The 23,794-nt window shown below is 44.0% G+C and carries 19 protein-coding genes and 1 pseudogene; 9 read left to right on the top strand and 11 right to left on the bottom strand.

Annotation, left to right across the window (positions count from 1 at the left end):
- From phnR to AB6D07_RS19400, 5 genes are all read right to left on the bottom strand, one after another.
- A complete protein-coding gene (phnR, locus tag AB6D07_RS19420) occupies positions 1 to 705 on the bottom strand; it encodes a phosphonate utilization transcriptional regulator PhnR (protein ID WP_016789432.1) in 705 nt (234 codons plus the stop codon).
- Between the two features lie 68 nt (positions 706 to 773).
- Positions 774 to 2,483, bottom strand: coding sequence for a putative 2-aminoethylphosphonate ABC transporter permease subunit (locus AB6D07_RS19415; protein ID WP_198926216.1), 1,710 nt, complete (start codon positions 2,481 to 2,483; stop codon positions 774 to 776).
- A 20-nt stretch (positions 2,484 to 2,503) separates the two neighbouring features.
- Positions 2,504 to 3,613, bottom strand: coding sequence for a putative 2-aminoethylphosphonate ABC transporter ATP-binding protein (locus tag AB6D07_RS19410; RefSeq protein WP_017104201.1), 1,110 nt, complete (start codon positions 3,611 to 3,613; stop codon positions 2,504 to 2,506).
- Between the two features lie 222 nt (positions 3,614 to 3,835).
- Positions 3,836 to 5,257 (bottom strand): FAD-dependent oxidoreductase, encoded by a 1,422-nt coding sequence (locus tag AB6D07_RS19405; protein WP_371694638.1) that lies wholly within the window; start codon positions 5,255 to 5,257, stop codon positions 3,836 to 3,838.
- 201 nt (positions 5,258 to 5,458) lie between these two features.
- Complete coding sequence (locus AB6D07_RS19400) at positions 5,459 to 6,469, bottom strand: putative 2-aminoethylphosphonate ABC transporter substrate-binding protein (protein ID WP_017104203.1); 1,011 nt, start codon at positions 6,467 to 6,469, stop codon at positions 5,459 to 5,461.
- A gap of 323 nt (positions 6,470 to 6,792) precedes the next feature.
- Between AB6D07_RS19400 and phnW the strand changes: the two genes are divergently transcribed.
- The 4 genes from phnW to AB6D07_RS19380 all read left to right on the top strand — a co-directional run bounded on the left by phnW (position 6,793) and on the right by AB6D07_RS19380 (position 11,671).
- On the top strand, positions 6,793 to 7,896 hold the full coding sequence (gene phnW / locus AB6D07_RS19395; protein ID WP_029223150.1) for a 2-aminoethylphosphonate--pyruvate transaminase: 1,104 nt from the start codon (positions 6,793 to 6,795) through the stop codon (positions 7,894 to 7,896).
- Positions 7,896 to 9,335, top strand: a complete 1,440-nt coding sequence (locus tag AB6D07_RS19390) for an aspartate aminotransferase family protein (RefSeq protein ID WP_017104205.1) — start codon at positions 7,896 to 7,898, stop codon at positions 9,333 to 9,335. The genes phnW and AB6D07_RS19390 overlap by 1 nt, the downstream gene beginning before the upstream one ends.
- Before the next feature lie 104 nt (positions 9,336 to 9,439).
- Positions 9,440 to 10,258, top strand: a complete 819-nt coding sequence (phnX, locus tag AB6D07_RS19385) for a phosphonoacetaldehyde hydrolase (protein ID WP_017104206.1) — start codon at positions 9,440 to 9,442, stop codon at positions 10,256 to 10,258.
- 351 nt (positions 10,259 to 10,609) lie between these two features.
- Positions 10,610 to 11,671, top strand: a complete 1,062-nt coding sequence (locus AB6D07_RS19380) for an OmpA family protein (RefSeq protein WP_017104207.1) — start codon at positions 10,610 to 10,612, stop codon at positions 11,669 to 11,671.
- A gap of 143 nt (positions 11,672 to 11,814) precedes the next feature.
- On the opposite strand, the gene AB6D07_RS19375 is transcribed toward AB6D07_RS19380, so the two are convergent.
- Complete coding sequence (locus tag AB6D07_RS19375; RefSeq protein WP_017104208.1) at positions 11,815 to 12,213, bottom strand: OsmC family protein; 399 nt, start codon at positions 12,211 to 12,213, stop codon at positions 11,815 to 11,817.
- Between the two features lie 197 nt (positions 12,214 to 12,410).
- Here AB6D07_RS19375 and msrB point away from each other — a divergent pair, with 197 nt between their 5' ends.
- Positions 12,411 to 13,553 (top strand): peptide-methionine (R)-S-oxide reductase MsrB, encoded by a 1,143-nt coding sequence (msrB, locus tag AB6D07_RS19370; protein ID WP_017104209.1) that lies wholly within the window; start codon positions 12,411 to 12,413, stop codon positions 13,551 to 13,553.
- 115 nt (positions 13,554 to 13,668) lie between these two features.
- Here msrB and AB6D07_RS19365 read toward each other — a convergent pair whose 3' ends face one another.
- Together AB6D07_RS19365 and AB6D07_RS19360 are read right to left on the bottom strand one after the other, a co-directional pair.
- A complete protein-coding gene (locus AB6D07_RS19365; RefSeq protein ID WP_017104210.1) occupies positions 13,669 to 15,036 on the bottom strand; it encodes a TrkH family potassium uptake protein in 1,368 nt (455 codons plus the stop codon).
- A 27-nt stretch (positions 15,037 to 15,063) separates the two neighbouring features.
- On the bottom strand, positions 15,064 to 15,720 hold the full coding sequence (locus tag AB6D07_RS19360) for a TrkA family potassium uptake protein (RefSeq protein ID WP_017104211.1): 657 nt from the start codon (positions 15,718 to 15,720) through the stop codon (positions 15,064 to 15,066).
- Positions 15,721 to 15,904: 184 nt separating this feature from the next.
- Here AB6D07_RS19360 and AB6D07_RS19355 point away from each other — a divergent pair, with 184 nt between their 5' ends.
- From AB6D07_RS19355 to AB6D07_RS19345, 3 genes are all read left to right on the top strand, one after another.
- On the top strand, positions 15,905 to 17,017 hold the full coding sequence (locus AB6D07_RS19355) for a mechanosensitive ion channel family protein (RefSeq protein ID WP_009845641.1): 1,113 nt from the start codon (positions 15,905 to 15,907) through the stop codon (positions 17,015 to 17,017).
- 122 nt (positions 17,018 to 17,139) lie between these two features.
- Positions 17,140 to 18,675 carry a mannose-1-phosphate guanylyltransferase/mannose-6-phosphate isomerase gene (locus AB6D07_RS19350; protein WP_372091260.1) on the top strand — a complete coding sequence of 512 codons (1,536 nt, stop codon included), beginning with the start codon at positions 17,140 to 17,142 and terminating at the stop codon, positions 18,673 to 18,675.
- A gap of 15 nt (positions 18,676 to 18,690) precedes the next feature.
- A complete protein-coding gene (locus AB6D07_RS19345; RefSeq protein ID WP_017104213.1) occupies positions 18,691 to 20,115 on the top strand; it encodes a phosphomannomutase/phosphoglucomutase in 1,425 nt (474 codons plus the stop codon).
- Positions 20,116 to 20,235: 120 nt separating this feature from the next.
- Here AB6D07_RS19345 and aroG read toward each other — a convergent pair whose 3' ends face one another.
- Both aroG and AB6D07_RS19335 read right to left on the bottom strand, forming a co-directional pair.
- Entirely contained in the window at positions 20,236 to 21,288 is a 1,053-nt protein-coding gene (gene aroG, locus AB6D07_RS19340) for a 3-deoxy-7-phosphoheptulonate synthase AroG (protein ID WP_009845644.1), read from the bottom strand.
- Between the two features lie 686 nt (positions 21,289 to 21,974).
- On the bottom strand, positions 21,975 to 22,424 hold the full coding sequence (locus AB6D07_RS19335; RefSeq protein ID WP_017103069.1) for a GNAT family N-acetyltransferase: 450 nt from the start codon (positions 22,422 to 22,424) through the stop codon (positions 21,975 to 21,977).
- Positions 22,425 to 22,507: 83 nt separating this feature from the next.
- Here AB6D07_RS19335 and AB6D07_RS19330 point away from each other — a divergent pair.
- Positions 22,508 to 22,747, top strand: a pseudogene (locus tag AB6D07_RS19330) (IS110 family transposase); the annotation flags it as partial.
- Between the two features lie 252 nt (positions 22,748 to 22,999).
- On the opposite strand, the gene AB6D07_RS19325 reads toward AB6D07_RS19330, so the two are convergent.
- Positions 23,000 to 23,761, bottom strand: coding sequence for a hypothetical protein (locus AB6D07_RS19325; protein ID WP_372140743.1), 762 nt, complete (start codon positions 23,759 to 23,761; stop codon positions 23,000 to 23,002).
- Positions 23,762 to 23,794: the final 33 nt, after the last annotated feature.

Below are 23,794 nucleotides of genomic sequence, written 5' to 3'. Positions count from 1 at the left end.
CTAGCGCTCTAGCTGGGCTATCGACTCAATGCTGATCGCATCATGACGCCAATACTCAATATCGCAGTCAATCAAATCACCGTTCTGATTGTAGTTAACACGCTCAACCACCATAGCAGGAGAGCCAGAAGTCGCACGCAGAGCTTGTGCTGTTTCACCCAGTAATGACGTTGTGCTCACGCGATAACGAATCTTCTGATACACCACGCCAAAGTGCTCTCGGTATATGTCCGTCAACGACTTAGACAAGTCGTAGTCAAGCAAGTTAGGGAACAGTTCAGGTCGAATATAGTTGGTCACATACACAACCGGTCTGTCTTCAAGGTAACGAACTCTGTCTACTCGATAAACATCCGAAAAAGGTTGTAGCTCAAGAAGCTTAGTTGCTTCCTTGGTTGCTAACATGCCTTTCGCTGCCACTAATTCTGTTTTCGGCTTACGATTCTGCGACAAAGCCATATTAGTGAAGTTCAGCGTTTGAGTTGGGTCGTAGCGCAGTGGCGCTGGAGAGATAAACCAACCACGGCGGTCTTCTCGATAAATACGCCCTTCAGCTTCAAGTGAAGACAGCGCTTCACGCAACGTTACTCGTGTTGTATCAAACGATTCAGCCAGTTTGCGCTCCGCAGGCAGCTTCTGTCGTGGCGTTAACATGCCCGACTCTATCTGCTCTACGATGACGTCTTTGATTTTTACGTACTGCACTTCATTTCCTTTTATTCTTGTTCTTGTCGTCAGCCATTCCTTGGCCAACTGCAATATAAAATGGTTCGCTAGCGTTTGCGCCAAGCTTGGGTGCGCTTCTCAAATAACTTGTTGATTAGCATATGAATCAACTTCGCGCTCGCTGCCGATATCATAATCATCACCGCCATGGCTGCTGCTGCACCGGTTTGTCCCGCATCGTCCATATTCAGTACTGAAACTGACGCAGGTATCGTATCGGTAGAATACAAGAATACTACCGCAGATGTCGTGGTAAGTGCATTAATAAACAGGTATGTCGCAATATCTAAAATCGCAGGCAGACATACGGGTACCGTCACCTTAAAGAACAGCTTGTATTGCGGTAGGTTAACCGAAGCCGCCGTCGCTTCTATTTCCTCAGGCAGCTGTTTTAATGCGGTTAACGCTGTCATGTGGCCGACTGTGTAGTAGTGAACCACCGTATTAATCACCAAGAACGCCATCGTGCCATATAAGAAGTTGAGTGGGTTACTCAAATCATTAAAGTAGAAGATATACCCCAAACCCAACACCATACCCGGAACCGCCATCGGCACAACGCTGAGCATTTGCATCGCTTGACGAACTAGACCAAATGCTCTGCCTTTCTCAATGCAATATGCACCCAAGAAAATCAACACGGTACCGATAATAGCAGTCCAAGCGCCGAGGGTTAAAGAGTTGAAGAACGGCGTCCAACCGTAGGTACTCATTTCTGCGAAGTTATAGTTATTCAAGGTGAGTGCTTTGTTCCAAGGCCAGAACGTGACCATAGAACCGTATATCGCCATGCCTAGCACGATAACAACAGCAGCAGAGATGATGGTGCAATAAAGGAAACACATGCCATCGCGTAGAGTGTTTGGTTCAGGTTGGTACGCGACGGATCGAGTATCAAACAAGCTCTTCTGTTTCTTTTGAACCCAGCGATCCACTGTAAACGCAAGCAATGCAGGCAATAGCAACAAAATACTGGTCACCGCACCCATAGAGAAATTCTGTTGCCCTACTACTTGTTTGAAGATGTCAGTCGATAGAACGTTGTAGCTGCCGCCAATCACCTTTGGTACACCAAAGTCACAAACCACCAACGTAAATACAACGATCAGAGTGCTGATCAAACCATACTTTGCCGCAGGTAGCGTCACCATGAAAAAGGTTTTTAATGATGAAGTATTGAGTGCACGTGCCGCCTCATACAGACGTGCATCAGAGGTTCTTAACGAGGTGGTCAGAATCATCAAGGCGTGTGGAAAAGTCCAAAATATTAAGCCGAGTGATATACCAATCAAACCGTATACCGAATTTCCCCCTAACACTTCTTTGGCGATACCTTGGTTGCCAAATAAAAAGATCAAACTGATCGCAGGAAGCAACGATGGAGCTAGAATCGGCGCTGAACCCAACACCTGAAAAAGCCCCTTGAAAGGCATACATGAACGAGTCAACGCATAGGCATAACCAAACGCTAATACACCCACGACAACCGTTACTAATAGCCCAAGCGTAAACGTGTTACCTACCGACTGCCAGAGGCTCTGCGAAGCAAAATACGTTGCGAAATTCTGTAATCCTACAAATTCACCGTCTGCGTTCTGAACACTCTTTTTCAACATTGCCCACAGTGGCATCAAAATGAATAGCGTCATGACCACTGACAAAAAAGCCAGAAGCCCGAATAGGATTACGTTGTCTTTACTTAACCGAGCAAGAAAAGGCGTTACTCGTCGTTGAATTAGCAGCTTAGATTGCATCATTTGAGTCGATTCCATGATTGTTACGCCGCCTCGTCTTTCATCACTTGCAGGCTTTCAGATGGGTAAGATCTAAGACCTTCTTCATCAAACGCTACGTAACGAATATCGCTGCGACGCAGTTTCAATCGATTAAACTCTTTAACGGGTACATCAACGATGATCTCTTTCGCCGTTGAGTCATGTTGCAATTGACACTCAACACGATAAAACGCCCCTAAGAATTCGCTTGATACAATTCTCACTGGCAAGGATTCACTAAAACGATCCACAAACTGGATTTGCTCTGGACGAACGGCAATATCGAAAACATCACCTAGATTTGGCGTGAGATTATCTAAGTGAGGTAATGGTAGCATTGACTCAGCAATACGTATCTTGCCTTGAGCCGCAACAGAAGCTTGAATGAAGTTCATGCTGCCAACAAACTCAGCAACAAAACGGCTGACTGGTTTTTGGTAAATCTCTTGTGGAGCACCTACTTGTTCGATAACACCATGATTCATCACCACAATGCGGTCAGCCATCGTTAAGGCTTCATCTTGGTCGTGCGTCACCATAATAGTGGTGGTACCCAACTTGCGTTGCAGTTGGCAGATCTCATCACGCAGGTGTGTTCTTACCTTCGCATCCAATGCAGACAGCGGTTCATCCAGTAACAACAAGCCTGGAGAAAGAGCCAATGCGCGAGCGAGCGCCACACGTTGCTGTTGTCCACCTGACAATTGATTCGGGTATTTCTGGCCAGATGTTGGTAAACCAATGGTTTCTAACCAAGACTCTACCGCTTCCAGAGCTTCTTTGGTCGACATCCCTTGGTTCTTCAAACCAATTGCGATGTTCTCTTCCACAGTCAGGTTTGGAAATAGAGCATAAGATTGAAATACGATACCAAAATCGCGCTTCTCAGGAGGTAGGAAGGTCGTATCATTACCGTTCTGCTCAATAGAGCCTGAGGTCGGTAAATCCAGTCCTGCAATCGCACGTAGTAGTGTCGTTTTACCGCAGCCAGATGGGCCAAGGAAACAGACGAATTCACCTTTATCGATCGATAGAGAGATGTCTTTTAACGCTGTAAATTGGCCAAATTGCTTTACAACGTTTTCAATATTCAAATAAGTTTGGTTGCTCATACTACAGCACTCTTTAAATGGTATACACCAAATTTAAACTTTGAATATTGCAGTTGAGTGACAAATTTATAGAAGCTAAATGACAGTTATATTGCAGAAATAATAAGCATTAAAGATTGCTATTTTTTCAGCATTAAAAGTTAGTTCAGAAAGCCCTCAATGACTAGCCCATAAGTCACAGAGAGCCTTAGTGTATACCTCTAATTTGAACCTTAAATCAATTTATGATTCAACCTTGTCGGCTTTACCTGCCGCACCCGCGAGCTTTGCCAATTGTTTATCCAACCACAATGGCGTGTTACCAGAGTCTTCCGCGTTCTCTTTTCTTCGAACAGCATCTCTAACCATCATTGCCCCAACCCAACGAAATGGCTCTGGTGGGAAATAGCCTCGTGGACCGCTAGTTAAACCACTACGAGTCCATTCGTTATCACCCCCTAACACCATTGAAGACAAAATTTTCCCTCCCATGCGAGTTTGAGCCACACCATTACCTGAGTAACCGAGCCCATAATAGATGTTGTTTTGGCCTTTTAGATTACCGAAAAATGGCAATCCGGTGACCGAACGATCTGAGCCGCCAGACCAATTGTAATCGAATTCACTTTGTTCCAGTTTAGGGAACAGTTTTTGAAACGATTGATTGAGAATCGGCAGGTAGTTGGTCGTTTGGTTAAACATGCTTTCAACTTGATTGGCAAACGAGAACTTATTACCGCCTTTGCCCAACATGAGTCGTCCGTCCTGGGTATCTCGGTAGTAGTGGACAAAGATACGCGAATCCACCACCGCCACCCCTTTCTCTGGGCCAAATTGCTTGAGCTTTTCAGGAATAGGCTTGGTCACCACCATATCTGAAGAGACAACAACAATGCTGCGTTTGAACTCTTTAAAGTGATCGAGCATCCATGCATTGAGCGCTAAGATCACTTTATCCGCAAATACTGACCCGCCTTTGGTTTGAATTCGAGCTGGGGAGCCATAGTCGAGTGATGTCATCTCTGTGTTTTCGTGAATTTCGACACCCAGTTCGAGAGCAACTCTGCGCAAACCTCTAGCCAATAACGCTGGCTGCACACTGCCCGCAGCTTCTGAGTAGTAACCCTCAATGTGGCGATCAGATCCCGCTTTATCAGCCAAAGAATTGTCGCACTTCTTCCAGCTATTGATACCCTGCTTAACCAGCTCATTAACAACAGGCTCCATTCCACCCTTTTGCGCTTCATTGGTCGCCGTGTAGTAAGTACCGCTTCGATATAGATGCGCGTCAATCTTGTGTTCGTTACAGAAGGCTTCGATCTCGTATATAACCTTTTCCGATTCCTTAACCAACCATTTCGCTTGTTCTTTTCCGTAAAGCTTTTTCAGCGTCGGATACTTAGTTGACCACGTCAGCATGCAACCGCCGTTCGCACCAGAAGCACCGCTGCCACACAAGCCTTTTTCAATCACTACAACATGTTTTCCGGGCTGTTGTTGTTTGATTAAAATCGCCGTCCATAAACCAGTGTAACCACCGCCGACAATGGCGATATCACAGTTAACGTCTTTTTGAAGCGGTTTAGCGGATTCTAGCCCAGCATTGATGCTGCCAAATTCCTGTTCCAATGCATGCTTGAACCAATATGAGTAGTGCTTTGTCATTTGTTGTACCTTACTTAAAACCTAAAGGTGTAAAACTAAAAAAGGAAGACCGAAGCCTTCCTTTACTGATTCCTAACTTCTAATGAGCTGCATATCTATTGGACTACGTGTCTAATAAACCATGTGTCGAATAAACTCTGTAATCTAATAAGCTCAGTAGATAATTAACTAAGTAGCCAATAAACTAACTAGCTCAGCAGATTAAGATTTTGGCTCTGATTTAGCGTCAAACTTCTCAGACCATGTTTTCAGAACATCTGCACGTTCACTGCCCATACGAGCGAAGTCCATTTTTGCCATGTTCTTCTCTACGTTCGGGAAGTTCTCTGCTTTACCTGTTACATCTTGGTGACCAACAACTGGGTACATTTCGATGTAAAGTTCATTCGCTGCTTTAGAGATAGACCAATCGATAACACGTTGTGCTGCATCTGAAGGCTTAACAAGACCTACCGCTTCAGATTCCCAACCGATACCTTCCGGTGTAATCACAGAAAGTGGTGCGCCTTGAGTCTTCAGCTTCGCGCCGCGGCTCGCCATAGAAATACCGATAGCCACTTCACCCATACCCGCTTGAACACATGGCTTCGAACCGGAGTGCGTGTAATGAGCAATGTTTTGATCTAGCTTCTGCATGTAGTTCCAACCTTGGTCTTCACCCATGTTTTGTAACCAAGCCGAAACCTGCATGTAGCCCGTACCAGAAGACGCAGGGTTTGGCATTGCAATGTGGCCTTTGTAGATAGGCTTCGTTAGGTCATCCCAAGATTTAGGTGCAGGTAGGTTCAATTGCTTAGCAACTACTTCGTTGAAACAAACCGCATTGAAGAATGCGTCGTTGCCATACCAAGCTTGAGTAGATTGCGGGTCGTTAAGATTTGCACGCAGCGCTTCTACACCTTGAGGAGTGTAAGGCTTAAGAATGCCCTCTTCTTTAAGCAAAGCCATAGAAGAGCCCGCAAGACCCCATACTACTTCTGCACGAGGGTTGTTTTTCTCGGCCAATAATTTTGCCGTCATGATCCCAGTAGAATCACGAACCCATTTGATGTTGATGTCTGGGTTTTCACTTTCAAATGCGTTTTTGTATTTCGCTAAAATGTCAGTTTCAAAAGCGGTGTAAACCGTCACTTCCTGTGCTGCATAAGCGTTACCAGCTAATAGAGTAACTAATGCTGCAAGTGATCCTTTCATAAAACGGTTTTTCATCATTTTCTCCAGTCAGGCCCAATGCCAAGGTTAGAAGTTAGAGGCCTTAAAAAAGGCACCTATATCCATAAATTCATTTAGGTTGTTAGCACATACTTAACTTGGTATGTACCAGATAACGAGTATTAACCTAATCGACTTTTGTGACGGTTAAATGAACAAAAAATGGCAGTTTCAAGATCGAAAAATTTCTTAAGGCAAGTGACACATTTGAATATGAAGCTTTTATGAAAATGATGTTTTGTCTATTTACGACCGTTTAAATTGGTTGTTAAAGTAGCTTTAAATATTGGTATAGTCCAAAATAAAAATCACGAGAATTGAACATGAGAAACGAATACTTACTACTGACACCGGGCCCTCTATCTACTTCTGAAACCGTTCGCCAAGCGATGCTAAAAGACTGGTGTACTTGGGATGATGAATACAACAAAGACGTTGTTGAAGTGATTCGTAGCAAGCTAGTGACTTTAGCCACCAAGCTACCGGGCTACACAAGCGTATTAATGCAAGGTAGCGGCACGGCTTCAGTTGAAGCAACGATTGGTAGTGTTATCTCTAACAGCGGTAAACTTCTAGTTGTTGATAACGGTGCGTATGGTGCTCGTATTGCTCAAATCGCAGAATATTTAAACATTCCATGCCATGTCGTTTCCCCAGGTGAAACATCACAGCCTGACTTGAACAAAATGGAAACGGCATTGGCCATGGATTCAGACATTACTCACGTGGCGATTGTGCACTGTGAGACCACCACAGGCATGCTGAATCCAATTGAAGAGATTGCCAAATTGGCAAAACAACACAACAAAACCGTCATTCTTGACGCGATGTCGAGCTTTGGCGGTATTCCTATGGATATTGCTGACTTGGGTATTGATTACATGATCAGCTCGGCAAACAAGTGTATTCAAGGTGTACCTGGATTCGGCTTTGTTATTGCGAAGCAATCGGAACTGGAAAAATGCAAAGGCCAAGCTCGTTCATTAAGCCTTGACCTGTTTGACCAATGGCACTGCATGGAAAGCAACCATGGTAAATGGCGCTTCACCTCTCCAACTCATACAGTGCGTGCTTTCTACCAAGCTCTACTTGAATTGGAGCAAGAAGGTGGCATCGAAGCTCGTCATAATCGCTACCAAACCAACCAAACCACATTGGTTGCAGGTATGCGCTCTCTTGGCTTTGAGCCACTGCTTAATGATGACCTTCATTCACCTATCATTACCTCTTTCTATTCTCCAACTCATAGCGATTACCAATTCAAGGAATTCTATGACCGATTGAAAGAGCAAGGGTTTGTGATTTACCCGGGCAAGGTTTCAAACGCAGACTGCTTTCGAATCGGTAACATCGGTGAAGTTTACCCGTCAGACATTGAAGCTCTCATTGGCGCTGTAGAAAACGCTATGTACTGGGACATCAAATAATGACGACGACCAATCAAGATCCGATTCTAAAGGCCACACACTTTCGAAGCGAAGGCGATGTGAACACCACGCCAGCGCGTGAGAAATGGAACGAATCGCTAAACGATGATGCGACTCAAGCGATGTTAAAGCGTGACTCTGACGTGTTTCTTCATCAAGCCATGTCGACACCTTGCCTAGACACGCTTGAAGCTGCAGAAGGCATCTACATTCAAGATGCGACGGGCAAGAAGTACATGGACTTTCACGGGAATAATGTTCATCAGCTTGGTTACGGCCACCCACACATCATCAATAAGGTGACTCAACAAATGGCGTCATTGCCGTTTTCACCGCGTCGCTTTACCAATGAGACGGCCGTTCAGTGTGCTGAGAAGCTGACACAGATCTGCGGTGGTGATTTGAATCGCGTGTTGTTTGCTCCCGGTGGTACATCGGTGATTGGTATGGCGCTCAAACTGGCTCGACATGTCACCAACAACTTCAAAGTAGTGTCGCTATGGGATTCATTCCATGGCGCGTCACTGGATGCAGTATCTGTCGGCGGTGAAGCTTGTTTTCGCGAGGGTATGGGGCCGTTAATGGCTGGCGTAGAACGTATTCCACCAGCCGTCTCTTATCGTGGTGCTTTCCCGCTTAATGACTCTTTATCACTTCGCGGGCAAAGCTCAGGCGATAACAATGAGACGGCATGCGATGTGCACTATGCCGATTACCTTGAGTACGTGATTGAAAAAGAAGGCGGTATTGGAGCCTTCATCGCAGAAGCGGTTCGTAACACCGATGTTCAAGTGCCAAGTAAGGCTTATTGGAAACGCATCCGTGAGATCTGTGACAAACACAACGTCATGTTGATCATCGACGACATTCCAAACGGCATGGGTCGTAGCGGTGAATGGTTCACTCACCAAGCTTTTGATATCGAACCTGACATCCTATGCATCGGTAAAGGCTTTGGCGGTGGCTTAGTACCAATCGCAGCCATGATCACTAAAGACAAATACAACACGGCAGCGCAAGTATCTCTTGGTCACTACACCCACGAAAAAAGCCCAATTGGTTGCGCGGCAGCACTCGCCACCATGGAAGTAATTGAGCAACAAAACCTACTTGAAAAAGTGCAAGCAGACTGCAATTTCGTGCGTGAACAGCTGCATCAAATGAAAGAGAAGTACTCAGTCATTGGTGACGTTCGCGGCATCGGCCTGCTCTGGGGGGTGGAATTGGTCACCGATCATATCACCAAAACCCGAGCGTTTGATGAAGCAGAAGCCGTACTTTACCAATGTCTGAACGATGGCCTGAGCTTTAAGGTGTCACAAGGTAACGTGATTCAATTGAGCCCGCCATTGATCATCAGCCGCAGTGAACTAGAAGTCGCTCTGTCTGTATTCGAAAAAGCGATAGCAAAAGTCTGCAAAGACTTTGAATACCTTTAAACCACATATCTTGAAGCAATAATTTCAAGCAACCAATAGCCTAAAACAATCATTCGTCCCCCAGAACTCTTGAACTGGCAGTGACACAAAAATAGGACATTATTATGAACACGACATCACCTATCCAAGCGGTTATCTTTGACTGGGCTGGCACTATCGTTGATTTTGGATCATTTGCTCCAACCAGCATTTTCGTTGAAGCATTCAGACAAGGTTTCGACTTTGATATCGACTTAGCAGAAGCGCGTGAACCTATGGGCATCGGCAAATGGGACCACATCCAAGCGGTTGGTCGAATTCCAGCTGTTGACGCTCGTTGGAAGGCTCAATTCGGACGCTCGATGACCAGTGAAGACGTTGATGCGATCTACGCGGCATTCATGCCTCTTCAGAAAGCAAAAGTAGCAGACCACGCAGCACCAATTTTAAACGCGATTGAAGTCGTGAATAACTTAAAAGAAAAGAACGTAAAAATCGGCTCTTGTTCTGGTTACCCACGAGAGGTGATGGACGTACTAATTCCAGCTGCAGCAGATTACGGTTATCTTCCTGACAACGTAGTTGCAACTGACGACTTACCGCAAGGCGGTCGCCCTGCTCCATTCATGGCACTTAAAAACGTCATCAACCTAGGTGTGACGAACGTCGCTGCGTGTGTGAAAGTGGATGACGCTGCACCGGGTATCGATGAAGGTCACAACGCAGGCATGTGGACAGTAGGCCTTGTACTATCAGGCAACGAAGCAGGCTTAACCTACCAAGAATATGTGGATGCCGACGAAGCGACACTTGCAGCTGCGCGAGAAAAAGCAAGCATTAAGCTAAACAAATCAAACCCGCACTACCTGATCGATACCATCGCCGACTTACCTAGAGTGATTGCAGATATCGAAAAGCGTTTGTTAGCCGGTGAGCGTCCGTAACAGCTAAGCCTCCGCTCCACCTTACAACTCAGGCTATGTAGCCAAATAATCCGTTCACACAAAAAGATGAAACCTCATATCGCCTTAAAATGATACGAGGTTTCATCGTTTCCAACATTTAAGACAACAATTGATCAACAAAAAAGCTATAAATAGCGCCTTGAAAACTATGAATACCAACAATCCGATTGACTATCATACGCAATCAGACTAACAATACATTAGTAGTTCCTTAAAAGTTCTACCTGAATCAACGCCTTGATTTACTTACGGTCGCAGTGTCTTAGCCAGTAAGTTATCGCTTTACAGGTCAGTTCAGATAACAATAAAAATCAATCCAAGGATAAGATTATGAAAAAACTTTCTAAAATCATGTGTGCTGTCGTCGCAGCTTCCGGCTTAGCGGCAGCTCCTTCTATTGCTGCAACCACTTATGTTGGTGCAAAAGTAGGCATGGGTTGGCTAGATAGCGCATGCGTAAGCGGTGAAAAGTGTGATGATGATGCAATTGGTGCAGGGATATACTCTGGCTATAACTTCACTGACAGACTAGGTATCGAGTTAAGTTCTGATTTCTTAGGTGACTACAATACAAGCTTTTCCAAAAATGGGGTTACAAGTAACTTTAGCGACCCTCTAATCGCTATCTCACTAACGCCAATGTACCGCCTACCAGTACAACAAGAGTTCGATGTATTCTTCAAAGCTGGTCCTGCTTACATCTCGCACGGCGGTGAAACAGACGTTGTTCTTTCAGCCGGTATCGGTCTAGAGAAGCAACTTTCCTCAGATTGGGCTGTTCGTGTTGAGTACCAATACTTCGATGATTTCGATGACAACTATGTTCAAGACTTAAACTCTAACTTTGTTACCGTTGGCCTTAGCTACAACTTTGGTACAGGTAACACAACGGCTTCAGCAGCAGCCGCTTCTGCAGCCGTTGTAACACAGGCTCCTGCAGAGCCAATTGCCGAACCAGAAGTCGTTGTTGTTGAAGAAGAAGTTGTGGTTACTAAAGCTAAAACTGAAAGCTTCTCTCAAGGTATGTTTGAGACAAACAGCACTGAATTATCTTCAGAAGGCAAAACTGCATTAATGCCATTAGTTGAAGTACTGCAAGCTCACCCTCAATCATCAGTTAATGTTGTTGGTCACACTGATTCAACAGGTGCAGCAGAGTACAACATGATGATCTCTAAGAAGCGTGCTGCTGCTGTAGCCGCATACATTGAAGAGCAAGGCATTGCAGCTGACCGCATTGCAGCTTCAGGTGAAGGGGAAGAAAACCCTGTAGCATCAAACGCTACAGCTGAAGGTCGTGCGCAAAACCGTCGTGTTGACGCAACGATCCCAAGCTTCGAATACCAAGAAAAAGCGCAAATGGAAGAAGTTATCGTAGAAACTGCTGAATAATAGCACTCTACCTTAATTAAAATAATAAGGGCGGAGCACTTTCAAGTGCTCCGCCCTTTCCTTTATCAGGCTCTCCCCATATGCCGTCAGCTATAAGTAGAAGCCGTAAAAATCAGTCTACCGCCAAGCTGTACAATCAGAGACTAGACTATTTCCCAGCTGTGGGTCATCTCTACACCAGCACCCAGCATTAAGCATACTGAACAGTACTTTTCTAATGAATCCGCACAGACCTTAGCTACAAGCTCGGGATCAAGATCATCACCCGACACTTCAAAATGAATGTTAATCACAGTAAAGATTTTTGGTGCCGTTTCACGACGTGTCGTTTCAAGTTTTGCATTACAGCCTGTGATGCTTTGGCCTGCAGATTTCAAGCCATCAACCACATCAACAGAGCTACAACCGCCAGCAGCCATTAGCACCATTTCCATAGGGCTTGGCGCGGTAGCACCGCCACTGCCATCCATAACGACAGAGTGACCTGATTGAGATTGACCTAGGAATTTAAAGCCTTCGACCCATTTAACTTCTGCTTGCATGTTGTTCCTTAGATGTACGGAAACCGCCATCATTATCTATTATATCAATAATGGACACCCTACTACTGGCAGCATTTATGAGCAAGATTTTCTGTTTGAGATATTTTTTTTATGAATAGTGTAATTTTTTCCATCTAAACCCTGTCTCTATTCGTACATTCAAAATCGAATGAGAAAAACGTCAAGATGAGGTATCTATGAATAAATTATCTAAAATATTGGTATCACTCGTGGTCGCACTACCACTGACTTCGCTATTTGTAAGCCAGACTGGCACTGCCAATACAATGGATAAAGCGATGGATTCAGGTAAAAGTGAAATCGCAACACTGGCTGGTGGTTGTTTTTGGTGTACAGAATCCGACCTAGAAAAACTGACCGGCGTCACCGACGTTATCTCTGGTTATTCCGGTGGGGAATTAGAAAATCCAACCTACAAACAAGTTTCCTCGGGTAAGTCTGGACACATCGAAGTGATCAACGTGACTTACAATCCCGATGTCGTTAGCTATGAGCAGGTACTTGACCAATTCTTCAGACACATCGATCCTACCGATGATAAAGGCTCATTCGTAGATAGAGGTCCTCAATATCGACCTGCTATTTTCTATCATAACCAAGAGCAAAAAAACGTTGCTCAGAACTTCATGATGGAAATAGACAAAGCTCAGATATTTGGTGAGCCACTAAAAACAGAGCTGATTAAGTTTGAAAAATTCTGGCCAGCAGAAGAATACCATCAAGATTATTACAAGAAGAGTAAGGTTCGTTATAACTACTACCGCTACGCTTCTGGTCGTGATCAATACCTAGATAAAATCTTCAGTGATGATAGAAAAGAAAATCCGAAAACGATCCGCCAAATCATCGATGGCAAAAATGCGACAGCTAATGCTAAAACATACACCAAGCCGTCTGATGCAGAGATCAAAGCATCTCTGACTTCACTGCAATACGATGTCACACAAGACGACGCAACAGAGCGCCCATTTGACAACAAATACTGGGATAACAAGCAAGAAGGTATTTACGTTGATATCGTAACGGGTGAACCTTTGTTCTCTTCAAAAGACAAATACAAGTCAGGTACAGGTTGGCCGAGCTTTACACAACCAATCAGCGAAGCTTATGTGGTAACAACTACTGACTACAAGCTGCTTTACCCAAGAACAGAGGTTCGCAGTAAATTTGGTGACTCTCACCTAGGGCATGTATTTAAAGATGGTCCAAAGCCAACAGGTTTACGCTACTGCATGAATTCAGCCGCTATGCGCTTTATCCCAGCAGATAAATTGGCTGAAGAAGGCTACGAAGAATATATTGAAATGTTCGAAGGCTAAGAACTCAGAAACTGACTATAAACCTCTGAACCTCTAAAAAACAAAGCCAGCATATTCGCTGGCTTTGTTTTTCTAACGCACTAACAAGAAGGGTTAACTTAGCCTGTTAACCTTACTAACCTGTTAGCACCGTATCTTCTGGGTATTTCAACAAAGAAGGTTCTGGACGAGCTAACATGTACGCCAAAGTGAGAGGACCAATACGTCCGATTACCATCACCACAATCATAATGTATTTGCCCGGCTCAGTGAGATTTGCAGTGAGTCCCGCTGTTAGACCGACGGTTGCAAAAGCAGAAATCACTTCAAACATCACGCGGTCAAACGCGGCTTGCTCAGTGAGCATTAACAAAAACATTGCGGTGGTTAACAGTGCTCCACTTACCACAATAATGGCCAATGACTTTGTTACAGCTTGCCAGGTCACAGTACGTTTAAACATCACTACATGCTTTTTCTGACGTAAGAATGTCCAAGTTGCTACAAAAGCGACCGCAAATGTCGAAACCTTAATACCACCACCAGTTGAAGTTGAACCAGCACCAATCAACATCAGTACTATCATTACCAACAATGCAGGCTGGGTGTATTGAGACAAATCGACACTATTGAAACCAGCAGTACGAGCACTCGCAGACTGGAAAAATGCCGCTAACCACTGACCTTGCACCGATAAACCTTCCATAGTCGCTGAGTTATTCCTCTCCAACAGCCAAAACAATACCGTACCAACCAACAACAGCGCTGGTGTTGCAGTTAGCATTATCTTGGTATGTAAATGTAGGTGTCGAAAACCTTTACGCCAGTTACTCGATAAGTCGCCGACGACTGTAAAACCAAGTCCACCAAAAATAAACAAACCTGCTAATGTAAATATCACCAAAGGATCATCAACAAAACTCATCATACTGTCTGAGAACAGCGCGAAACCTGCGTTATTGAATGCAGATATAGCGTGAAAGAGTGCATAAAAGCTTCCCGTTGCCCATCCCATTTCTGGAACCCAACGGAAACAGAGCAACACAAACCCAACAAACTCCGCCACCAATGCAAAGATGATGATCTTCTTCACTAACTTACGAAGGTTAATCTTACGATCTTGTCCAAGTGCTTCTTTTGCCAATGCTTGTTGTTTAAGGCTTAATCGGACACCAAACATATAGAGCAGTACCGCAGACAGGGTCATCTGCCCTAACCCACCAACTTGCATCAAGAACATCAGTAAGATTTTTCCAGCCAAGGTGAAGTGCTGACCAGTATCGACAACACCTAAACCTGTCACACTGATCGCTGACGTGGCAGTAAACAGTGCATCCGTAAAGCTTAGCCCTGTCACCGAGAACACAGGCAGCGTCAGCAAGATTGCTGAGGGGATAAGAACACCTAAGAAGCTCGTAAGGATAATCTTAGGTTCAGAGCCTTTGCGTTGCTTCTTATCACTTTTAAGGGTGTAGAAAGTACCTTTTCGTTTTACCGAATTCATACTGTTACCTTACTTACCGATTACCAATTACCAATTGCGTAGCTTTCTAGATAAAGTCTCTTTCGGCCCAGCGATGATCACCACATCCCCAATTTCTAAATTCACATCCAGTTCTGGTGCTTTCGTTAAGTTCGGGCCTCGCTTAAAGCCAAGTACCTCAACACCATTTTCTTTACACAGCTTAAGGTCACCAAGTTTCTTACCCAACAAATTAGAACCAATAACGATTTCCGTCATCGCTAAGCCACTGCCAAGGTCGATAAACTCAAGGACGCGTCTATCCAACATTTTACGCGCGACACGAATACCCATGTCTCGCTCGGGCATAATGATGTGGTCGGCACCAATCTTAGAGAGGATCTTGCCGTGGAACTTATCATTCGCCTTCACCCAGACTGCTTTTGCGCCTGACTCTTTAACGACCAACGTTGTGAGAATACTGGAATTAACATCAGAGCCAATCGACACCATCACCATGTCGTATTCATCGAGCCTTAACTCTTTAACTGTCTCTTCGCTTGTACAGTTCGCAACAATCGCTTGAGAAACAAAAGCCGCCGCATCTTTCACTCGCTCTTCATCAATATCAACGGCGAGTACCTGTGAGCCTGAACTTTGTAGCTCTTTGCAGACAGAGAGACCAAAACGTCCCAAGCCAATAACTGCATATTGTTTGTCACTCATTTATTACTCCACTTACAAAGCTATGTAGCATCGAAAACAAATAATGAAATTGTCTTCATACAAAAAAACGACTATATATCCATATAGAGATACAATTGTCAGCTAATCGCTTGATTTATAAAGGTAGAGAACAAAAGTGATTTCTGCTAATTTCTAACCCACTATTTCTGCGGCAGTACACACAATGAATGAATTCATAACCCAAGTACAAACCTACATTAACCAGAGCCATAGTGATTGGGCAAACAGCGTCCTATTCATCACTATTGCGAGCTTTCTCGCTTGGGTCGCTTGGCGAATTATCCATAATCGCTTAGAAATTCTGGTTCAGAAAACCCCATTCCACTGGGATGACCTACTGCTAGAGGCACTAAAAACACCTGTCAGTACGTTACTCTGGTGTTGGCCTGCAACTGTCTCTGTGGGGTTAATCCTTCAAGACCAGTTTGGTAATGAAATTAATTGGTTAAAAACACTTAAGCACATATTGATTATCTGTACCTTCGTTTGGTTTACCTTGCGAATGATCACCAACACTGAAGCGTACGTCTTAGAACAAAAAACCAGAGACGAAACCACAGTACAAGCTATCGCTAAAGTCGCTCGCTTGTTCTTTATGGTGATGGGCGGCCTGACCATCATGCAGGCATTTGGTCTGAGCCTATCTGGCTTACTCACCTTCGGTGGTGTGGGTGGCTTAATCGTCGGTTTGGCAGCAAAGGATCTACTGTCGAATTTCTTTGGCGGCATGATGATTTACTTCGACCGTCCTTTTAAAGTCGGTGATTGGATACGCTCACCAGACCGCCAAATCGAAGGTACAGTCGAACGCATTGGTTGGCGCATGACCATCATTCGCACTTTTGATAAGCGACCTTTATACGTGCCAAATTCGGTATTCAGTAACATTGTGGTGGAGAACCCATCAAGAATGTTGAATCGCAGAATCAATGAAACCTTCGGGCTTCGTTATCAAGATGCAGACAAGCTGGCTCTAATTGTTGATGAAGTTAGATCCATGCTCGAAACACACCCTGACATTGATGCAAAACAGACGCTGATCGTTAACTTTGATAAGTTTGGTCCATCAACCCTTAATTTCTTTATCTACACCTTCACCAAAACGGTTAACTGGGTGAGATACCACGAAGTTAAGCAAGATGTCCTGCTGCAGGTGTTGGCGATTATTCATAAGCACAATGCTGATATCGCCTTCCCAACACAAACACTCAAGATCGATCCTCAAGATTTTGGCGAAGCTCAAGGTATGGTCATTTCCAACTCAGAAGGTCATTAAGAAGCACATCTATATTGCTTATCGTTTATAGCTTGTCGTTAAGTCGATGGGTTATCGATAAATAAACAGAGTGAAGCGTGGTAACATGGCGCCAGTATTCAAATACACCTAATTACCACTCTATGATTTTACCTGTGATCCTAGCTGGCGGCTCCGGAAGTCGCCTCTGGCCTCTGTCTCGCGAACTTTACCCTAAGCAATTTCTCAATATTGCTGGCGAACAGTCGATGCTTCAACAAACACTTCAACGCCTGCAAGGGCTTGAGAAGCACTTAACAGATAGTACCTGCGATGCCCCACTCATCATCTGTAATGAAGAACACCGCTTTATTGCTGCAGAACAAGTTCGCGCTGCTAAAATCCAACACAGTGGAATCCTATTAGAGCCTGTAGGCAGAAATACAGCCCCAGCTATTGCGCTTGCTGCCCTACAGGCTCTAAGCAAATCAATGGATAAGAAATCGAACGAATATGACCCTATCTTATTAGTGTTAGCTGCCGATCATCACATCGCTAAAACCTCTGAATTTCAACAAACAATTAGCCGTGGTGTTGATTACGCAAAACAAGGGAAACTGGTGACATTCGGTATAACCCCGAATGCTCCAGAGACTGGTTATGGCTATATCAAACAAGGCCAACCACTTCCCTCTAGCCTGCAAATAGAAACCAACACTACAGTGCAATCAGTCCATCATGCCTACACCATAGAGTGCTTCATAGAAAAGCCCGATAGAGAAACTGCAGAAGCGTACATCCGCTCAGAACAATACTTATGGAACAGTGGCATGTTCATGTTTAAGGCATCTCGCTATATTTCGGAACTCGCCGAACACCACCCAGAGATATTAGCGGCTTGTAAACTCGCTCTTGCAAAGCAAAATACCGACCTCGACTTTATCCGCATAGACGCTGAAGCATTCAAAAACAGTCCGAGCGACTCTATCGATTATGCCGTGATGGAAAAGACCTCACACGCAGCTGTGATCCCGATGGATGTCGGCTGGAACGATATTGGCTCATGGTCCGCTATCTGGGATGTAAGCGAAAAAGATGAGCACAATAACGTCATTGAAGGTGATGTATTAACCGTCGATTCTCAACACAACTACATTCATGCGGAAAATAAGCTGGTCGCGACTGTAGGTGTCGACAATTTGATCATTGTCGAAACTAAAGATGCAATATTGGTTGCGAACAAAGACAAAGTTCAAAGTGTTAAGTCGATTGTTAGCCAACTGAATCAGGCTGGTCGAACGGAACATGTCCATCATCGCGAGGTCTTTAGGCCTTGGGGTAAATACGACGTGATCGATCTAGGCAAACGAGACAAAGTGAAGCGCATTACAGTCAACGCTGGCCATAGGCTTTCGTTGCAAATGCCTCACCATAGAGCAGAACATTGGGTAGTCGTGGTTGGCACTGCGAAAGTAACCAACGATGAGAAAACGTATCTAATCGAAGAAGATCAATCCACTTACATTCCACTAGGCCATATCCACAGCCTTGAGAACCCTGGAGACTCACCTCTCGAAATGATCGAAGTACAAACCGGTAGTCACTTAAGTGAAGACGATATCATTCGATATCAAGACAGCTATGGGCGAGACGTTCGAAACCAACAAGCTTCTTCGTCTCAGAACAACAAATCGAAATAAAGCGGCGACAATCAAGTGAAACCAACATTAGACCTTAGCTGCTTTAAGAACAACGATATTCGCGGCATCATTGGTGACCAAATCAATGGGTACTTTACCTACCTGCTCGGCAAAGCATTTGGAGAATACGCCCTATCCACGACACCTGAAGCCTCATTCGATGGCTTGGCTCAAGTGGTGATTGGTCGTGATAACCGAGAAACGTCCCTTTCATTACAAGAAGCCATGACCAAAGGCTTAATCGAGTCTGGAATAACCGTCGTTGATCTTGGAATGACAGGGACTGAAGAAGTCTACTTTGCAACTCGCCACCTTGGCGCCATTGGCGGAATCCAAATTACGGCAAGCCATAACCCAATTAATTACAACGGAATGAAATTGGTCGGCTTGGACGCTAGCCCGATAAGTAAAAACAGTGGGTTAGATGAAATCAAACGACGCATTGCAGAGCTTAATCAAGAACTGAACTGCAATTTACCGTTCGTTCATGCACAACCAAGTAACTCTAGTAGATCGACCAGTATTCTCGCCCCTTATGTAGACCACCTACTCTCTTATATATCTCCTTCTGAGCTTTCACCTATGAAAATTGTGGTGAACGCAGGGAACGGTGTCGCAGGGCGTATTATTGATGATTTAGAAGCTCGCTTTGCCACGCTCGATATTCCGATCACCTTCATCAAGGTTCACCATACTCCTGACGGAACATTCCCTAATGGCATTCCGAACCCATTGATTAAAGAAAACCAAACAGCCACCAGAGACGCCGTTTTACAAAGCTCGGCCGATCTTGGTATTGCTTGGGATGGAGACTTCGATCGCTGCTTTTTCTTTGACGAGACAGGCAATTACATTGAAGGTTATTACATTGTAGGGTTGCTTGCTGAAGCATTCTTATTAAAAGAGCCGAACGCCACTGTATTACACGATATGCGCATGACATGGAACACGATTGAAATCGCTTACAAACGTGGTGGAAAAGCGATTGGGATTAAAGCGGGACACGCACTTATCAAAGAGAAGATGCGTGAAACGAATGCGGTCTACGGTGGTGAGATGAGCGCACACCATTATTTTCGTGATTTTGGATATTGCGACTCAGGAATGATTCCTTGGCTACTGGTTATTGAACTGATGTCGAAAACCCAACAGTCTCTTTACCAACTGACGAGCGCAAGTATGGATAGATTCCCCTCATCCGGAGAGATCAATCGCAGAGTATCCAACCCAGAGGAAGTCATGGCTTGTGTGTTATTGCACTACCGAGATAATGCCGTTGAGATCGATCACACAGACGGGATCAGCATGAATATGGACACATGGCGCTTCAACTTAAGAAAGTCTAATACCGAGCCATTAATACGCCTTAATGTAGAAACCAGACAAGATAGAGCTTTGCTATCACTTAAAGTCGACGAGCTACTGTCTTTTCTTATTTAAGAGTCCAAGGCGCTTTCCGTTTAAAACTAAAATCCACAAAAAAGCCCTTACTAGCGATTGCTAATAAGGGCTTTGAATTTTCAGCAGCTTAATCGCCGACTGTAATATGCAATAATCAGTCTATTTGTTACGACGTGCTTCAACAGCATCTGCTAGTTGGCGAAGTACTGTTTCAGTATCTTCCCAACCGATACATGCGTCAGTAACAGATTGGCCGTATGTCGCCGCTTTACCGTCAACTAAATCTTGGCGACCTTCAACAAGATGAGATTCAATCATCACACCAAAGATGGCTTTGTCACCGCCTGAGATCTGTGCACTTACGTCATCAGAAACGTTCATTTGGCGCTTGAACTGCTTTGAGCTGTTCGCGTGGCTGAAGTCAATCATCACCTTCTGTGGAAGACCTGAAGCTTCTAGCTCTTCTTTAATCTTACCAACGTGCTCTGCACTGTAGTTTGGCTCTTTACCACCGCGTAGGATGATATGACAATCAGGGTTACCTGCGGTTTCAACGATCGCTGAGTGACCGTATTTAGTTACCGACAAGAAGTGGTGCGAAGCACTTGCAGAGCGAATTGCATCTGTTGCGATCTTGATGTTGCCATCCGTACCATTCTTGAAGCCAACTGGGCAAGATAGGCCTGAAGCCAGTTCACGGTGAACTTGAGATTCTGTCGTACGTGCGCCAATTGCGCCCCAGCTGATTAAGTCAGCAACGTATTGCGGCGTGATCATATCTAAGAATTCACTCGCCGTAGGCATTCCCATATCAGTTAGGTCAAGTAGTAACTTACGTCCTAGACGAAGACCGTCATTTAGTTTGAACGTGTCGTTCATGTACGGGTCATTGATTAGACCTTTCCAGCCAACAGTGGTACGTGGTTTTTCAAAGTAAACACGCATTACGATTTCAAGGTTATCGCCTAGTTCGTCGCGTAGCACTTTCAAACGTTTACCGTACTCAAGCGCAGCTTCTGTATCATGAATAGAACATGGGCCAACAATAACAAGTAAGCGATCATCGCTATCTTCTAAAATATTGTGGATCGCTTTGCGGCTTTCAAAGGTTGTAGAAGAAGCAATTTCTGTCGCTGGAAACTTTTCTAAAACAGCAACAGGTGGTAATAACTCTTTTACTTTGTTAATTCTTACATCATCAGTCTGGAACATTGCTTACTTCTTCCTATTTTCTATCCTTGAGGCTGAATGCACGTTATCTCACGTCACTTTCCATCAGCATTTATCTTCTTGTTCCCTGTAACTTAACTAGTAAAAACTACAGTTTCAATCACTAATTAAAAAAAAACGCAATTTATTTTGTGTTTTATATTTAAAACACCTCGTATAACATTATTTACACGCTATCGATTGCGCAGTTATCAGACACAGTAAGAACACAGCTCTTCAAACTATCCTGGCTAGATAATGTCTTACGCAACGATAGATAAAAGCTCTTGACCACACTACAGCCTTTACAAAACGCATACACAAAAAATAGAGAGCTAAAGACTTTTCGTCACATAAAGAAAAATGGGAACTAGCACCACAACCTTGGTTTGGATGTTACTCATCGAAGAATAGAACCGATCAAATTTGGCAATTTCTGCGCAGGAACGGTATATGGAGAATTGTACAGGCGAAACAAGAGGAGATGTGACGACGAAAGAAGCGGAAAATAGCTAACTGGTTGATAAGATCTCGGTCGCAACCTTATCTTGGATTCGCTCGTCTTGAGAAGAACCTCAAAGCGATGTGCCCTTCCAATCCAATGGTACAATTTACTTAATAAAGTGGCTTCGGGCTTGTTCAACACTCGGGATTTAGTGTTGGCTACGCAACACCTTAAGCCTTATTTGTTATGTGACTAGCACCTTTGATAGGCAGATTGAGCGTTTTACACCAACATACTTTCCATACGCACTCGATTCTGAGTAAGAGTTGCGCTCATAAAAACTGACTGCTTTTGAGTTAACTCTACGTGTCGACAGAATAGCTTTTCGATACCCTTTGTTAACTGCGTAGCATTCGAGTTGTTTCAGCAAGTAGGACCCTGCACCAGATTTGTTGGAGTACATTCGCTTTAGTTCACAAACTTCATTTTCATGGTATCGAAACACTCCACATGCTACTGCGACAGTATTTAGATATACCACGATGCATCCATCTTTCGAAGAATCAAAAGTATCAGATGCAAACGAGCTTTCACCAGAGTCACGGGTAATTTGAGCCAGTGATGAGTTCAATTCAGCGACCAACGACTGAAAATCACTGTTACTTGATTCTACTTTCTTGTGTTCGAATTTCATACCTGTCACATAACGAATGACTTGGATTCCCCCTACCGAGGATCTGCCACACTTATGTGGTACTTAAATGCATCGGAGGCACCATGTCTGATTATTCTTATTTCTGCGGTATCGACCTAGCTAAAAACCACTTTAGTCTTCATGCCGTAGACCAAAATGGTAAAGTCTTACTTCATAAGTCAGTAACTCGCTCTAAGCTACTGACTACAATAGCAAATATACCACTCATGCGTATAGGCGTTGAAGCGTGTGGTGGTGCACATTATTGTGCAACAACAGTCAATAAACTAAGTCACGATGCCCAATTTATCGTTGTCGATTTTGACATGCGTAGAAGTGAGCGGAGCCACCTGGCCGAAAGGCATTGATGGCATTGATAATAAGGAGAATGGCTAACTGGTTGATAAGATTGCTATCGCAACCTTATCTTAGCCTCGCTCGCCTTGAGAAAAGTCTCAAAGCGATGCGCCCTTCAAAACCAATAGTACAATTTACTTAATAAGGTGGCTTCGGGCTTGTTCAACAATTAGGGTTTAGTGTTAGCTACGCAACACCTTAACCCTAATTTGTTATATTTAAAACAACTCAGCTTTTACATCACGGACTATATTCCCCCCGACTCGCCCTTTATCACTAGGAGTTTTGGCAAATGGGACTTGATACCTCTCATCCCCAATAAACTTAATATGATTATGAGAACCATCTTCGACAACTTCCATATTTAGTTTTTTAAGTTCACTCTTTATCTTAGGTGTTACACCCGTATAATTACCAAAAATAGATTTAATAACTTGGATATAACTCGCTTTTGTTCCATCAATCTCATTGTGTTTCATTATATCTTGAAGCAACTGCTGTTTTCGCGAGTTCACCTTAGCGCTATCTAATTGATTTTTTATAATTTCGATAACAAGATCTGACACTTCACCAGTATAAAATTCGCTTTCCGACCCATGTACTAGAATGGGTTTCCCTTTTTTATTCGTATTTGCCTGCAGCTCTTTAAAACGCATTTCTAATACCGAATAGTCTGCACTGACTTTATCTCGTGCATCTTGAGCTTCAATACACAACATTAATTGTTCATCTATCTCTTGCTCATTCTTTTGCTTTAGTTGCTCAATTAAACTTTCTTGCTCTTCTAGTTGAGCAAAAGCTTGTTCAGCAAGTTCTTGATACTCAGTATCTTCAGAAAGTTCATCAAAGCGCTTTTTCAATAAAGTTCGCTGGTCTTTCTGGCGCTTGGCTCTAACCGCGCTTGGGCTAAAATGATTTTTTTTATTGAAGCCATTAGTAGTATGGGTAATGTATGAAAGAGGCTTTGTTGCGTAATTCAATGGAACTAAATCAAGAACCTACGATCTGATCAG

The sequence above is a fragment of the Vibrio sp. 10N.239.312.C11 genome, assembly GCF_041466065.1.
GTDB lineage: Bacteria > Pseudomonadota > Gammaproteobacteria > Enterobacterales > Vibrionaceae > Vibrio > Vibrio tasmaniensis_A.
Note: the sequence above shows the minus strand (reverse complement) of the source record. Positions and strands in the feature narration are given on the sequence as shown.

Excerpts from the sequence above, each read along its gene's own strand:
- AB6D07_RS19415 (WP_198926216.1), bottom strand. The coding sequence starts at position 2,483 with ATGATGCAATCTAAGCTGCTAATTCAACGACGAGTAACGCCTTTTCTT.
- AB6D07_RS19410 (WP_017104201.1), bottom strand. The coding sequence starts at position 3,613 with ATGAGCAACCAAACTTATTTGAATATTGAAAACGTTGTAAAGCAATTT.
- AB6D07_RS19405 (WP_371694638.1), bottom strand. The coding sequence starts at position 5,257 with ATGACAAAGCACTACTCATATTGGTTCAAGCATGCATTGGAACAGGAA.
- AB6D07_RS19400 (WP_017104203.1), bottom strand. The coding sequence starts at position 6,469 with ATGATGAAAAACCGTTTTATGAAAGGATCACTTGCAGCATTAGTTACT.
- phnW (WP_029223150.1), top strand. The coding sequence starts at position 6,793 with ATGAGAAACGAATACTTACTACTGACACCGGGCCCTCTATCTACTTCT.
- AB6D07_RS19390 (WP_017104205.1), top strand. The coding sequence starts at position 7,896 with ATGACGACGACCAATCAAGATCCGATTCTAAAGGCCACACACTTTCGA.
- phnX (WP_017104206.1), top strand. The coding sequence starts at position 9,440 with ATGAACACGACATCACCTATCCAAGCGGTTATCTTTGACTGGGCTGGC.
- AB6D07_RS19380 (WP_017104207.1), top strand. The coding sequence starts at position 10,610 with ATGAAAAAACTTTCTAAAATCATGTGTGCTGTCGTCGCAGCTTCCGGC.
- AB6D07_RS19375 (WP_017104208.1), bottom strand. The coding sequence starts at position 12,213 with ATGCAAGCAGAAGTTAAATGGGTCGAAGGCTTTAAATTCCTAGGTCAA.
- msrB (WP_017104209.1), top strand. The coding sequence starts at position 12,411 with ATGAATAAATTATCTAAAATATTGGTATCACTCGTGGTCGCACTACCA.
- AB6D07_RS19365 (WP_017104210.1), bottom strand. The coding sequence starts at position 15,036 with ATGAATTCGGTAAAACGAAAAGGTACTTTCTACACCCTTAAAAGTGAT.
- AB6D07_RS19360 (WP_017104211.1), bottom strand. The coding sequence starts at position 15,720 with ATGAGTGACAAACAATATGCAGTTATTGGCTTGGGACGTTTTGGTCTC.
- AB6D07_RS19355 (WP_009845641.1), top strand. The coding sequence starts at position 15,905 with ATGAATGAATTCATAACCCAAGTACAAACCTACATTAACCAGAGCCAT.
- AB6D07_RS19350 (WP_372091260.1), top strand. The coding sequence starts at position 17,140 with ATGATTTTACCTGTGATCCTAGCTGGCGGCTCCGGAAGTCGCCTCTGG.
- aroG (WP_009845644.1), bottom strand. The coding sequence starts at position 21,288 with ATGTTCCAGACTGATGATGTAAGAATTAACAAAGTAAAAGAGTTATTA.
- AB6D07_RS19335 (WP_017103069.1), bottom strand. The coding sequence starts at position 22,424 with ATGAAATTCGAACACAAGAAAGTAGAATCAAGTAACAGTGATTTTCAG.